The sequence below is a fragment of the Streptomyces sp. NPDC019937 genome, from assembly GCF_040631655.1.
In the GTDB taxonomy this organism is placed as follows: Bacteria; Actinomycetota; Actinomycetes; order Streptomycetales; family Streptomycetaceae; genus Streptomyces.
On the sequence record NZ_JBEYAL010000021.1, the window covers coordinates 1 to 12,150 of the forward strand.

Below are 12,150 nucleotides of genomic sequence, written 5' to 3' on the forward strand. Positions count from 1 at the left end.
GAGAGCGCGGCGGCGCTGCGTGCGACGAGCGCGGGGCCGCGAGGTGCCGCCCGCCGCGGCAGCGGCTGATGTCACAGCGGCGTCGGGAGCCCGGCCTGATCCACACGACACCCCCTAACCCGCCTCGTGGCGCCGCACCACGCGCCGCCACACCCCCGGCGCCACGCTGACGGCCACCGTCAGGGCCACGGCCGCCACCACCCCCTCCCACGGCTCGCGGAACAGCGAGCCGCCGAGCAGGCCGATCAGCTGGTACGTCCCGGCCCAGGCCAGCGCCGCCGGGGCCGCGCCGCGGGCGAACCTCCGCAGCGGCCAGCGGGCCAGCAGGCAGGCCAGCATCACCGGGATCCGGCCCGCCGGGACCAGCCGGGACAGCACCAGCACCGCCACCCCGTGCTCGCTCAGCTTCGTCTGCGCCTGGTCCAGCCGCTCCGGCGCCGCGTGGTCGTGGATGCGCTCCAGCCACCGCGAACCGTTCTTCGAGCGCACCCCGCGCCGCCCCAGCCAGTACAGCGCGAGGTCCCCCAGGAGCGCGGCCAGCGCGGCGACGCAGAAGGAGAACAGCAGCGAGAACGGCGAGGACTGGTGGATCGCCACCACGGCCGCCGAGCTGACCACCGCCCCGGTCGGCACCACCGGCACCAGCGACCCCAGCACCACCAGCAGGAACAGCGACGGATAGCCCACCGCCTGCTGGGTGGACTCGGCCGGCAGGCGCGCCAGTTCACCTATCACCTGGCAGGCTCCAGCCGCACACACTCGCCGTGTCCCAGCCGGTGCACCGAGGCGTCGGGGGCCAGCCGCCCCGCGTGGCGGACGAAGTCGTCCCCCGGGGCGTGGAATTCGTGCGGCCGCACCGCGTCCATGCCGATCGGCCAGTACGTCCCGTAGTGCACCGGCACCGCGCTGCGCGCCCCGAGAAGGGCCAGCGCCTGGGCCGCGCGGCCCGCGTCGAGGTGGCCGTGGCCGAGGTACGGGCCCCAGCCGCCGACCGGCAGCAGCGCCACGTCGCACGGGCCGACCGCGTCGGCCATCGCGTCGAACAGCCCGGTGTCGCCCGCGAAGTACGTGGTGGCCTCACCGCGCAGCACGTATCCGAGGGCGGGCGACCGGTGCGGCCCGAACGGCAGGCGGCGGCCGTCGTGGGCGGCGGGCACGGCCCGGATCCGCAGGTCGCCGACCGTCACCTCGTCGCCCGGCCGCACCTCGGTGACCCGCAGACCGCCCGCCGCGGCCACCCGCCGCAGCCCCGGCACGGCCCGCCCGGCGCCGTACGGCACGACCAGCCGGGTGCCGGGCCACAGCTGGACCAGCGAACCCAGGTGCAGATGGTCGGCGTGCAGATGCGAGACGAGCGCGACGTCCGCCACCGCCGCGTCCGGCGTGGGCACGGGCCCGCGGCGGCGCCGCAGATGGGCCAGCCGCCGTACGAAGAGGGGGTCGGTCAGCACCGTCACGCCGGAATCCCGCACGGTCGCGGTGGCATGCCCCCACCAGGTGATCTCCACCGACACGCGGTGCCTCCCGTCGCGCACGAACCACACCGTCCGCACCGATCCTCTCACCCCGGCGCGGCGGGCCGGGGGCCCCGTATCCCGCCCTCATCCCAGGACCAGCACCAGCTCGCGGATCTCCCGCCCCCGCGCCACCGCGAACGCCCGCTCCTCCCGGGCCACGCGGAACCCGCACTTCTCCAGCACCCGCCGGGAACCGGCGTTGTCCGCGGCGATCCGGGCGTACAGCGGGCGCATCGGCACCTCCTCCAGGAACGCGGTCAGCGCGCTGGTGGCGATCCCCTTCCCCCAGTGCTCCCGCCCGATCCAGTAGCCGACGGACGGATCACCGTACTGCTCGAACCCCAGCACGTTCCCGGCCACCCGCCCCTCGTACAGCACCGTCCGCTTGACGACGGTGTCGTCGCCGAGGATCCGGTCCCAGCGTTCGTCGAAGGCCTTCCGGTCGTCCGGGTCCTCGGCGGTGAAGGCCGCCATCCGGTTGGCCTCCTCGTCCCGGTGGTAGTCGAAGAAGACCGTGAGGTCGTCCCGGTCCACCGCACGCAGTCGCACCCTGGGTCCGTTCATGTCCTCAAGTCTGCCCCGGGAAATCGCTCGCGCGGGTCGTCACCGTCAAAAGGCCGCTCCGGTCTTTACTTATGACTCATGTCGAGCAACGAGCCGAGCAGGAAACCACGGTCGGACGCGTGGAAAACGGCGCTGACCACGCTGCAGACGGCAAAGCCGCCGTTCGTCCCGGAGGGCGTCGACGTGATGACCGTCCTCGTCGAATTCCCCCCGGGTGATCCGGGCACCCCGCCGCACCGGCATTCCGGTCCCGCGTTCGGATACATGCTCGAAGGGGAAATGCTCTTCGAGCTGGAAGGCGAGCCGGAGCGGGTGATCAGGGCGGGGGAGACGTTCTGGGAGCCGGGTGGCGACGTCATCCATTACCAGGACGGGAACAACCGTACGGATTCCTGGAGCCGTTTCCTCGTGACGATGATGTGCGCTCCGGGCCGGCCCATGCTCACCTTGGTGGACGACGAGGAACTGGCCCAGCGCGCGGACCGGCGCGCTCCGCGGAAGCGAGGATGATCATGAAGATCGCGGTTGTCGGCGGTACCGGCCTGATCGGATCGAAGGTCGTGCGGAAACTGAGCGCGGCGGGCCACGAGGCCGTACCGTGCTCACCCTCCACCGGGGTCGACATCGTCACGGGAAAGGGGCTGGAGGAGGCGGTGGCCGGTGCCGACGTCGTCGTCAACCTGACGAATTCCCCGACCTTCGACGACGCGTCCGCGGCGTTCTTCCGGACCTCGATGGACAATCTTCTGGCCGCCGCCCGGAAGGGCGGTGTGCGGCACGTCGTCATTCTGTCGATCGTCGGCGCGGAACTGGTGCCGGAACTCGACTACTACCGGGCCAAGGTGCTCCAGGAGGACATCCTCAAGGCCGGGCCGATTCCGTATTCGATCGTCCGCGCCACCCAGTTCATGGAGTTCATGGACGCGGTCCTGACCTGGACGACCGACGGCGACATCGTCCGACTTCCCGCCACGCCGATCCAGCCGATCGCCGCGCAGGACGTGGCCGACGCCGTCGCCGAAACCGCCGTGGGCACCCCGCTGAACGGCACCCGCGACATCGGCGGACCCGATGTCTTCACCCTTGACGAACTCGGCCGGGTCACCCTGCGCGCGCGTTCCGACGGCCGCGAGGTCGTCGTGGACGACACCGCCGGGATGTTCGCCGCCGTGCGCGGCGATGTCCTCACCACCAAGGGCGACGCCCGCCTCGCCCCCACGCATTACACTGACTGGCTGTCCTGAGCAGGCCGTGGGAGGGGAAGCAGAGCGCTGCCACGGCACCGCCGTCGCATGCCGCGGCACGGCCCGAACCCTCCGCGTCGACGGCCGGAAGCTCTCCCACCGCTCTGACGGCTGTGCAGAAGGCGCAGGAGGAGGCAGGCCGGGAGCGGGTCGCGGCGGCTCCCAGCGGCGTTCCGGTCACACCGGGGGACGGCAAGGGGTCGCCGTCCGCGTCACCGGCCCGCAAGGATTCGATGCGACGGTTCGCACGAAGAGCGAAGGGGTCGGCCTGTATCCGGGGACTTCGTGGCCCACCGAACTCACCGCCCGGGATCCCGGGAGCCCGGTACCGGAGAACCCCCGGGTGGCCATCGTCAAAAGCACGAAGTCGCATCCGTTTGGCTGAGCCGGGTCAGGAGGTCAGGTCGCACCGGCCGTTGAGGAGCGACCGGCCCAGACACGTGGCCGTGTGAATCACGGAGTTGCGGTGGCGTCGGCTGGTGATCAGACCGGCTTCGCGGAGGACGGCGGCCTGGTGGCTGGCCGTCTGTAGGGGGGTGCGGATGCGCTGGGCGAGTTGGGTGGTCGTGCAGGTGCTCACGGCCACGGCCTCCAGCACGCGGGCGCGGGTCGTGCCCAGCAGGGCGGAGAGGGCCTGTTGCGACGTGGAATGGGCGGGCGCCAGCCAGTTGAGGTCACGTTCGACGGGATAGATCAGCACCGGAGGCAACCCCGTGTCGAGCAGGGTGGTGGGGGCGCCCCAGCAGAAGAACGACGGCTGGAGGACCAGGCCACGTCCGTTCAGATGGATATCGTGATCGGCGGGAAAGGCCAGTTCCAGTACCGGATAGCTCCAGGAGGCCGAGGGATGCAGCGTGGCGAGCACGCCTTCCCACCCGCGTTCGGGACCGCGTCTGCCACGAGTGCCACGGCCTCGGGCGTCCCCTCCGCGAGCCTGCGCGTCCATCGCGGGAAGGGGCGCCCGGGGTGCCGCCGGGCAAGCTCCGCCAGATCGTTGCGTAAGCGCGTGCGCGGAGTGCGCCGCAGGGCATCCGCGCCGGCGGACAAGGAGGAACCGGTGCCCGCGGGGGTCAGGAAGTCGACGGCATAACCTCTCAGCGGCGCCAGCGCGGAGAGCACCCGGGCTTCCGGCCCCGTACGCCGGACGACGTCACGCTTCCACGGCCCGAAGGTCACGGCCCCTTCCTTGCGCCGCAGCCGATACGAACTCAGCAGGACTTCCCACAGTGGATCAGCTCCCGGCGCCAGGGTGATCCGTGCCAGATCGTCGCTGGTGAAATGAATCCTGAGCATGCCCCCTGCCTTTCCGGCGTGGGGTCGGGCGGCGCCCTCGATGCGCTGACCTCCCTCTTCCCACGTCCGTGGGAAGACGTTGCCGCTGTCACGGCCGCTCGGACAGTCTTGTTTCGGCCCTTATAGGAGTGCCCGTTCGAAACGCGAAGAACGGGCCGGGATCGTCACCGACAGGAGAAATCGCATGTTCGCTCGATCCATGGCCGTGCTCGCCGCCGCGGCGGGGCTCGCCACCGCGGCGGTCGTGGCCGCGCCCGCCGCTCAGGCCGCGCCGTCCGGTTGTAGCTCCGGCGCGCTGTGTGCCTACTTGTCCGAGAACTACACCGGCGGCACGCCGCAGCGCGTCTGGGAGGACAACGACGACCTCACCCCATATGTCTACTTCTACTACATTCAGGGAGGTTCGCTGTACAACAACGGCTCACAGTGCAATGTGAAGGTCTACACCGGCACGTACCACGGCGGCTCCGGCTACTGGCTCAACCGCGGCACGGGGTGGAAGGCCATCGGCTCCAACCTGCCGCACGTCGCGTCCAACTACTGGTGCTGACGGACGAAGACTTCGCCATGAGGAACCGGATCAACGCCGCCTGCGCGACGCTGCTCCTCGGGATCCTGGGTGCCGCCGGATGCGCCAACTCCGGCGGCACCCCCTCCGAGCCTGTGCTCCCGCGCCCCTTCGGCGGCGTTCTCGCCTACGGGCAGCACGAGCGACAAGCCCTGCACACCGCGAACGAGCGCCTCATCGCCGACTGCATGCGCAGGCGTGGCCACGTCTACGAACCGGAGGGCCTCGCGACCGGCCGCCCCGACCCCGAGGACGGCAATCCGTACTGGCTCCTCACCACCGAGCAGGCCCGCCAGGACGGTTACGGCATCACCAGTGCGCGGCTGAACACGCGGATGCCCCGTGACCCCAACAAGGCCCGCTCCGGTGAACGTGAGTGGCGCGAGGCCCTGCTCGGAACGACGGCGCACCGGGTCCATGTCCGACTGCCGGGGAAGCAGGAGTTCTTCTACAACGCCGACGCGTGTCTCACCAAGGCCCGCGACACGTTGTACGGAGCCGACTACGAGCGCCTGTACAACACCTACCAGGTGCTGGCCATGCAGGTCGTGTCCGCCGTACACAAGGATTCCCGGTATCTGAAGGCCCAGCGCCGATGGAGCGGCTGCATGCGCGACGCGGGCGTCCGGGCCGGCACGCTCGACGACCCGCGGAGCTCCGTGGATCGACGGCTCCGTCGCGCCGCGGCGGACCGGGGTGGCCTCCGCGCCGTCGCCCGCCACGAGCTGAAGCTCTCCCGGCAGGACGCGAGTTGCCAGCGGAAGACTGGTCTCGCGCGGACGGTCACCGAGGCGCAGAAGCGCGCGGAGAAAGCGGTGGCGGGCGACCGGCGGCCCGCCCTCGTACGGCTGCGCACGCTACGGGACGCTGCCGTACGACGCGCCACCGGCACCTAACAGGGCCGGTTCTCCCCGGCGGTCACGAACGCGTCGATGGTGGCGAGCACGGTGTCCGGTGCCTCCTGCCAGGGGAGGTGGCCCGCGCCGGGGATCACCTCGAAGCGGGCGTCCGGGATGGCGGCGGCGTACACGCGGCCGAAGTCGGGGGTGACCACGGCGTCGTGCTCGCCCCATACCGCCAGGGTGGGCACCGTGACGCGGGCGAGACGGTGCAGCAGCTTCGGGTCGGCCAGGTCCGGGCGGGTGTAGGCCAGCATGGTGCGGATGGCTTCCGGGGACGGGCCGGGGACGCCGGGCGCCGGGGTCGGCATCCGCACCGCGTGCCCGGGGACCTCCGGTCCGATGGCCCCCGCCAGCACCAGCTGCCCGATGCGGCGGCGGCCGCGGTCGCGTACGGCCATCTCGGCGGCGAGCCAGCCGCCGAAGGAGCTGCCGAGGACCAGGACGTCGTGCAGCCGGAGGTCGTCCAGCAGGTCCAGGTAGGTCTCCACGAGGCCGTCGACTCCGGTGAACCAGTCGGGTCGAGGGGCGTCGTTCCAGCCCGGGTGGGTGGGGGTCAGCACCCGGTGGTCGGGGGTGAAGTGGTCCGCGATCGCGGTCATGCTCGCCGGGCCGGCGCCGCCGTGCAGCAGCAGGACGGGTCGTCCCTCGCCCACGTCCGTCAGGGTCAGCGGAAGGCCGGGGTAGGGCTGGAGCGGCGGAGGGGTGGTGGGGTGGGTGGTCATCGGGTGTCGTCTCCTGAGTTTGACGTGTGTGAGGCGAAGAGGTCCCGCGCGATGCGCAGGCCGTCGGGGCTGAGGAAGCCAATGAGGTTGGCGGCCGAGAGGGCGGCCGCGGTCTCGGCGCGCGGGAAGAGGGCCGTTTCGTAACGGGTCAGCGCCGCCTCCAGGTCGTCGTGCGCGGCGATGGCCCCGGCGAGTTCGGCCCCGTCGAGCATGGCGAGGTTGGCGCCCGCGCCCGCGAAGGGGGACATCAGATGCGCGGCGTCGCCCAGGAGGGTGACGCCGGGCACCCGGTCCCAGCGGTGTCCGACGGGCAGGGCGTGGACCGGCCGCAGGACGAGGGGGTCGTCGGTGTCGGTGATCAGCGCGCGCAGCGCGTCGTCCCAGTCGGGGAAGAGGTCCAGGAGGCGCTTGGTGACGGCCTCGGGGGCGGCGCCCTCCGCATCGGCCCACCCCTCGGGGACCTTGACGGCGCCGTAGACGCGGATGCGCCCGCCGCCGTTGCGCTGCGCGACCACCGCCCGCTCGTCGCCGAGGGCGAACATCGAGCCGTGGCCGACGAGTTCGGCGAGGGCGCGGTGCCGGGTGTCGACGTCCTCCAGCCGGCCGTCCGACATGGTCACGCCGGAGTAGACCGGCACGGCGTCGGACAGCAGCGGCCGGACCCGCGACCAGGCCCCGTCGGCGCCGACCACGAGATCCGCTTCCACGGTCCCGCCGTCGGACAGGGTGAGCGTGGGGCGGCCCGCCGGAGGGGCGGCGACGGCACGTACCGCGCGCCCCCAGCGCACCGTCCCCCTGGGCAGGGAGTCCAGCAGCAGCCCCCGCAGCGCGCTGCGGTCGATCTCGGGGCGGTCGCCGCCGCCCTCCGGAGCGGGCGAGTGGAGCACGGTCGAGGCGTCCTTGCCGAGCAGGCGCAGCTCACCGCCCTCCGGGCGGCTCAGCTCCCGGAACTCCTCGAGCAGCCCGGCGGCGCTCAGCGCCCGCTGTCCGGACTCCTCGTCCAGGTCCAGCGTGCCGCCCTGGTCGCGGGCGGTCGGTGACGCGTCCCGTTCGTAGACGGTCGAGGCGATGCCGTGGGTGCGCAGGACGCGGGCCAGCGTCAGCCCGCCCAGTCCTGCTCCGACGATCGCGATGGTGGGTGCCGTGGACATACGTCGCCTCCTCTGCGAAGCGGTGGATTCCCGTCGTGCCGGACGCGAGGAGAGTAGCGGGACGAACATGTTCGTGGCAAACGCGTTCGTCACGAACGCGTTCACCGACGGATAGCATGGGCCCATGAAAGGGAACTCCGCCGCGCGCCCGAGCCGCCGCGAACGTCCGGCGAAACCGGCCCTGACCCGGGAGGGGATCGTCGCCACCGCGGTCGACCTCATGCGGGCCGAGGGGCTGGAGCGCGTCACCATGCGCCGGCTGGCGCGGGAGCTGGACACCGGGCCGGCCTCGCTCTACGTGTACGTCCGCAACACCGCCGAACTCCACGCGGCGGTCCTCGACGAACTGCTCGCCGGGGTCGACCTGAGCCCGGCCACGGCCGAGGGCGACTGGCGCGAGCGGCTGGTGCGGCTTCTCATGTCGTACACGGAGCTGCTGTTCGAGCACCCGGGCCTCGCCCGCTCCGCGGTGGCCGCCCGCCCCTTCGGCAAGCACTTCCTGAACCTCACCGAGGCGGTGCTGAGCCTGCTGCACGAGGGCGGGGTCGCGCCCGACCGGGCCGCGTGGCTGCTCGACGCACTGCTCCAGTACGGCACCGCGACCGCCGCCGAGCACGCCTGGCGGGGCGCGGACGAGGACAGCCAGAACGAGGAGGACTGGGAGGCGATGGCCGCCGGGGTGATGGGCGCCTCCGAGCGGACCCATCCGCGCATCGCCGCGCTCGGTGCCCTGCTGCTCTCCGGCTCCCCTCAGGAGCGGCTGGTCTGGGGCTTCCACGTGCTGATCAACGGCGCGGCGCACACCCCCGTACCGGACGTCCCGAGGCCGCTGTAGGAGCTGGGAGCGGCTCATGCCGGCCGCCGGGCCCGGCGGCCGGCATGAGGGCCGGCGTGGTGGCGTGCGGCGCTACTTCGTCCAGTAGCGCACGTTGCGGAAGCGGGCCTCGGCCTTGCCCGAGCCGTGGTGATAGACGCCGTTCTTGAAGTAGCGCGTCGCCTCGCCGCGGTCGTCGGCGGTCAGCACCAGCTTGTTGTCGGCGTAGACCTGGATGGTTCCGGCGCTCGCGTCGTGGGCGACCTTCAGGTTCCACCAGGTGTTGTAGATCCCGGTCTTGATGACCTCGTTCGTGTAGCGCTTGAGCGTGCCGCCGTTCGCGCTGGACGCCCGGAACATGATGTCGGTGGCCGGGGTCCCGGAGGGGCGCTTGGTGCGCAGGATCTGCATGATGTCCGCGCCGTTGGTGCCGGACGGCACGTACACGTCGGCGTCCCACATGTGCTTGCCCGAGGTGTAGTCGATCTTCCAGCGCATCTCGGTGCGCGGATTGGTCGAACTGCCCTCCTCGAACGGCTTGTCGGTGGAGTTCACCCACATGGTGTGGGTCTTGGTGCCCGAGTCGTAGCTGTACCGCTCGCCGAGATCCAGGTCGTACGGCTTCTGCATGCTGTACGAGAACGACTTCTGCGTCCAGCCGTCCGTCGGGTCGGCCGCCGTCGCGCCCCGCGCGCTCGTCGTCCCCGCCAGCGCGGCCACGAGTGCGCCGACGGCGACGCCGGCCCTGACCCGCATGCGTAACGCGGGCATACGCCCACCTCCAGTCCAGTGGTTCCCTCTCGGTTACGGATCATGGTCCGGACCAAAGGTCAACGTAGGGCAGCGGCGGTGACGTGTCCATATCAATGAACGGAATTCTTCGTCTTCACGGATTCCGTTCAAGTACGTGACCCGATCAGCTGCTCACACCAGATGGTCTTGCCCGTGTGGGTGTGCCGGGTGCCCCAGCGCTGGGTGAGCTGGGCGACCAGCAGCAGACCGCGGCCGCCCTCGTCCGACAGACGGGCCCGGCGCAAATGGGGCGAGGTGGAGCTGGCGTCGGACACCTCGCAGATCAGCGTCCGGTCGTGGATCAGCCGCAGCTGGATGGGGCCCTCCGCGTGCCGGATGGCGTTGGTGACCAGCTCACTCACCACCAGCTCGGTGATGTACGACGCGTCCGCGAGCCCCCAGGCGTCGAGACGGCGCGACGCCCACGCACGGGCGGTCGCCACCGTGACCGGATCGGCCGCCAGATCCCGTACGGCGTACCGGTCCGTGCCCAGGGCCTGGGTACGGGCCATGAGCAGCGCGGCGTCGTCGGCGGGGTGATCCGGGAGCAGATCGCCGATGACACGGTCGCACAGCGCGTCGAGGGAGGGCGCGCGCTCGGTGAGCGCCTGGCACAGCGCGTCCAGCGCGCCGTCCAGTTCGCGCTCCCGCTCGCGGAGTCCGAGCAGCCCGTCGGTGTAGAGCGCGAGCAGACTGCCCGGCGGCAGCTCCACCTCCGCCACCTCGAACGGCAGACCGCCCAGGCCCAGCGGGGGACCGGCGGGCACATCGAGCAGCCGCGCCTCGCCCTCCGGGGTGACCACGGCGGGCGGCGGATGCCCGGCCCGGGCCAGCGAGCACATCCGGGACACCGGATCGTAGACCGCGTACGTGCAGGTGGCGCCGAGGATGGCGGGATCACCGGGGGCGCCGGGCCCGCCGGGGGCGTCGGCGCCCTCCGCCTCGGCGGCGAGCCGGATCACCACATCGTCCAGATGCGTCAGCAGCTCGTCCGGCGGCAGATCGACGTCCGCCAGGGTGCGGACCGCCGTGCGCAGCCTGCCCATGGTGGCCGCCGCGCCGATGCCATGGCCGACGACATCCCCGACGACCAGGGCGACCCGCGCCCCGGACAGCGGAATCACATCGAACCAGTCGCCCGCCAGTCCCGACCGGCCTCCCGCGGGCAGATAACGGGACGCGGTCTCGACCGCCGCCTGTACCGGGGTCCCCCGCGGCAGCAGGCTCTGCTGGAGGCTGAGCGCGGCGGTGCGCTCGCGCGCGAAGCGGCGCGCGTTGTCCAGACAGATGGCGGCCCGCGCCACCAGCTCCTCGGCCAGCAGCTGGTCGTCCTCCGTGAACGGCTCCTTGGTCCGCCGGTAGAACATGGTGATGCCCAGGGTCATCCCGCGCGCCCGGATCGGCACCCCCATGATCGACTGGAATCCGAACTCCCGGAACTTCTCCGCCCGGGCCGGATCCCGCGCCAGCCAGTCCCGCATGTCCCCGTCCGTGACCCGGTGCCGGGCCGACCGGCCCGTCGCCATGCAGCGCACGGCGGGCGTGTACGGCGGGTAGAAGTCCACCTCGCCCGGCTGCCGCACCGCCTCGGGCGCACCCTGGATGATCGACTGGTTCGCCGCCCGGCGCAGCGCCACCACCCCGGTGAACGGGCCCGGCTCATCGCCCCTGAGCAGCGTCTCCAGCAGATCGACGGTGACCCAGTCCGCGAGCCGTGGCACCGCGGTGTCGGCCAGTTCCCGCGCGGTGCGCATCACGTCCAGCGTGCTGCCGATCCGGGTGCTCGCCTCGTTCAGCAGCGTCAGCCGCTCCCGTGACCGGATCTGCTGGGTGGCGTCGGCGACCGTCGTACAGAGCCCGAGCGTCTGACCGTCCGCGCCCCGCAGCGCGGAGGCCGTGGCCAGGAGGACGCGGTCCTGGTCCGGATCCGCGGGCAGCCGACCCCGCATCTCCCCGCTGAACGCGGTCTCGCCCGTCTCCAGCACCCGCCGCAGCCGCTGCTCCCACGGCTCCGCGTCCGGCCCCGACAGCACGTCCGGCAGCCGCAGCCCCTTGCGGTCGGCCTCGGAGATCCCGGTCAGCCGCGTCATGGCGGTGTTCTGCCGGATGCACCTGAGGTCGGTGTCGTACATGGTCACGGCCACCGGGGAGCGCGAGAACAGCCAGTCCACGACCGCCCGCTCCACCTCCTGCCGCAGCGGCCGCGGCCGTTGCCCGGCGGCGTCCTCGACCGGCGCCACCAGCACCCACTGGCCCCGCGTATCCCGGTCCATCAGCCGGTGCCCCGTCCCGCGCACCCGCAGCACCCGCCCATCGGCACACCGCGCCGAAACCCACCCCAGCCAGTGGTCCCGCTCCGGCGGACCGTCCCAGAACGGCACCCCGCCCTCGGGCACCAGCAACTCCCCGGCCCACCGCCCCACGGCATCCCCGGCGGCATGCCCCAGCACCCGCTCGGCACCGCGGTTCCAGCCCGTGACGATGCCGGACTCATCGACGGTGATCACGGCGGTCCGCGGGGCCTCGGCGTTCATGCGCCCATCTCCTCCCTACCGAGCATGCACCTCCCGCCAGGGGCCTTCA

Annotated in this window: 13 protein-coding genes; 5 read left to right on the forward strand and 8 right to left on the reverse strand. The window is 72.2% G+C overall.

Annotation, left to right across the window (positions count from 1 at the left end; all coding sequences use genetic code 11):
• Positions 1 to 114: 114 nt before the first annotated feature.
• The 3 genes from ABZ562_RS21480 to ABZ562_RS21490 all read right to left on the reverse strand — a co-directional run bounded on the left by ABZ562_RS21480 (position 115) and on the right by ABZ562_RS21490 (position 2,081).
• Complete coding sequence (locus ABZ562_RS21480; protein WP_361481923.1) at positions 115 to 735, reverse strand: VTT domain-containing protein; 621 nt, start codon at positions 733 to 735, stop codon at positions 115 to 117.
• The gene (locus ABZ562_RS21485) at positions 732 to 1,514 is read right to left on the reverse strand and encodes an MBL fold metallo-hydrolase (protein ID WP_361482361.1); all 783 of its coding nucleotides are present in this window, start codon (positions 1,512 to 1,514) and stop codon (positions 732 to 734) included. Before ABZ562_RS21485 ends, ABZ562_RS21480 begins: the two co-directional genes overlap by 4 nt.
• Positions 1,515 to 1,601: 87 nt before the next feature.
• Positions 1,602 to 2,081, reverse strand: coding sequence for a GNAT family N-acetyltransferase (locus ABZ562_RS21490; RefSeq protein ID WP_361481926.1), 480 nt, complete (start codon positions 2,079 to 2,081; stop codon positions 1,602 to 1,604).
• A 78-nt stretch (positions 2,082 to 2,159) separates the two neighbouring features.
• On the opposite strand from ABZ562_RS21490, the gene ABZ562_RS21495 reads away from it, so the two are divergent.
• Both ABZ562_RS21495 and ABZ562_RS21500 read left to right on the forward strand, forming a co-directional pair.
• Positions 2,160 to 2,591 carry a cupin domain-containing protein gene (locus tag ABZ562_RS21495; RefSeq protein ID WP_361481929.1) on the forward strand — a complete coding sequence of 144 codons (432 nt, stop codon included), beginning with the start codon at positions 2,160 to 2,162 and terminating at the stop codon, positions 2,589 to 2,591.
• A gap of 2 nt (positions 2,592 to 2,593) precedes the next feature.
• Positions 2,594 to 3,325 carry an NAD(P)H-binding protein gene (locus ABZ562_RS21500; protein ID WP_361481932.1) on the forward strand — a complete coding sequence of 244 codons (732 nt, stop codon included), beginning with the start codon at positions 2,594 to 2,596 and terminating at the stop codon, positions 3,323 to 3,325.
• A 391-nt stretch (positions 3,326 to 3,716) separates the two neighbouring features.
• Here the strand turns inward: ABZ562_RS21500 and ABZ562_RS21505 are convergent, their stop codons facing one another.
• Positions 3,717 to 4,190, reverse strand: a complete 474-nt coding sequence (locus tag ABZ562_RS21505; RefSeq protein ID WP_361481935.1) for a winged helix-turn-helix domain-containing protein — start codon at positions 4,188 to 4,190, stop codon at positions 3,717 to 3,719.
• A gap of 612 nt (positions 4,191 to 4,802) precedes the next feature.
• On the opposite strand from ABZ562_RS21505, the gene ABZ562_RS21510 reads away from it, so the two are divergent.
• Both ABZ562_RS21510 and ABZ562_RS21515 read left to right on the forward strand, forming a co-directional pair.
• A complete protein-coding gene (locus ABZ562_RS21510) occupies positions 4,803 to 5,168 on the forward strand; it encodes a peptidase inhibitor family I36 protein (RefSeq protein ID WP_361481938.1) in 366 nt (121 codons plus the stop codon).
• Positions 5,162 to 6,082 carry a hypothetical protein gene (locus tag ABZ562_RS21515; protein WP_361481941.1) on the forward strand — a complete coding sequence of 307 codons (921 nt, stop codon included), beginning with the start codon at positions 5,162 to 5,164 and terminating at the stop codon, positions 6,080 to 6,082. The genes ABZ562_RS21510 and ABZ562_RS21515 overlap by 7 nt, the downstream gene beginning before the upstream one ends.
• Here ABZ562_RS21515 and ABZ562_RS21520 read toward each other — a convergent pair.
• On the reverse strand, positions 6,079 to 6,810 hold the full coding sequence (locus tag ABZ562_RS21520) for an alpha/beta fold hydrolase (protein WP_361481944.1): 732 nt from the start codon (positions 6,808 to 6,810) through the stop codon (positions 6,079 to 6,081). The genes ABZ562_RS21515 and ABZ562_RS21520 overlap by 4 nt on opposite strands.
• A complete protein-coding gene (locus ABZ562_RS21525) occupies positions 6,807 to 7,961 on the reverse strand; it encodes an NAD(P)/FAD-dependent oxidoreductase (protein WP_361481946.1) in 1,155 nt (384 codons plus the stop codon). The genes ABZ562_RS21520 and ABZ562_RS21525 overlap by 4 nt, the downstream gene beginning before the upstream one ends.
• Positions 7,962 to 8,085: 124 nt before the next feature.
• Between ABZ562_RS21525 and ABZ562_RS21530 the strand changes: the two genes are divergently transcribed.
• Positions 8,086 to 8,796 carry a TetR/AcrR family transcriptional regulator gene (locus tag ABZ562_RS21530; protein WP_361481949.1) on the forward strand — a complete coding sequence of 237 codons (711 nt, stop codon included), beginning with the start codon at positions 8,086 to 8,088 and terminating at the stop codon, positions 8,794 to 8,796.
• Positions 8,797 to 8,868: 72 nt separating this feature from the next.
• Here ABZ562_RS21530 and ABZ562_RS21535 read toward each other — a convergent pair whose 3' ends face one another.
• Both ABZ562_RS21535 and ABZ562_RS21540 read right to left on the reverse strand, forming a co-directional pair.
• Positions 8,869 to 9,546 carry a polysaccharide lyase family 7 protein gene (locus ABZ562_RS21535; RefSeq protein WP_361481952.1) on the reverse strand — a complete coding sequence of 226 codons (678 nt, stop codon included), beginning with the start codon at positions 9,544 to 9,546 and terminating at the stop codon, positions 8,869 to 8,871.
• Positions 9,547 to 9,674: 128 nt separating this feature from the next.
• Complete coding sequence (locus ABZ562_RS21540) at positions 9,675 to 12,101, reverse strand: SpoIIE family protein phosphatase (protein ID WP_361481954.1); 2,427 nt, start codon at positions 12,099 to 12,101, stop codon at positions 9,675 to 9,677.
• Between the last annotated feature and the right edge of the window lie 49 nt (positions 12,102 to 12,150).

Coding starts and splice junctions, on each gene's coding strand:
- ABZ562_RS21500 (WP_361481932.1), top strand. CDS start 2,594: ATGAAGATCGCGGTTGTCGGCGGTACCGGCCTGATCGGATCGAAGGTC.
- ABZ562_RS21510 (WP_361481938.1), top strand. CDS start 4,803: ATGTTCGCTCGATCCATGGCCGTGCTCGCCGCCGCGGCGGGGCTCGCC.
- ABZ562_RS21520 (WP_361481944.1), bottom strand. CDS start 6,810: ATGACCACCCACCCCACCACCCCTCCGCCGCTCCAGCCCTACCCCGGC.
- ABZ562_RS21490 (WP_361481926.1), bottom strand. CDS start 2,081: ATGAACGGACCCAGGGTGCGACTGCGTGCGGTGGACCGGGACGACCTC.
- ABZ562_RS21530 (WP_361481949.1), top strand. CDS start 8,086: ATGAAAGGGAACTCCGCCGCGCGCCCGAGCCGCCGCGAACGTCCGGCG.
- ABZ562_RS21540 (WP_361481954.1), bottom strand. CDS start 12,101: ATGAACGCCGAGGCCCCGCGGACCGCCGTGATCACCGTCGATGAGTCC.
- ABZ562_RS21535 (WP_361481952.1), bottom strand. CDS start 9,546: ATGCCCGCGTTACGCATGCGGGTCAGGGCCGGCGTCGCCGTCGGCGCA.
- ABZ562_RS21495 (WP_361481929.1), top strand. CDS start 2,160: ATGTCGAGCAACGAGCCGAGCAGGAAACCACGGTCGGACGCGTGGAAA.
- ABZ562_RS21525 (WP_361481946.1), bottom strand. CDS start 7,961: ATGTCCACGGCACCCACCATCGCGATCGTCGGAGCAGGACTGGGCGGG.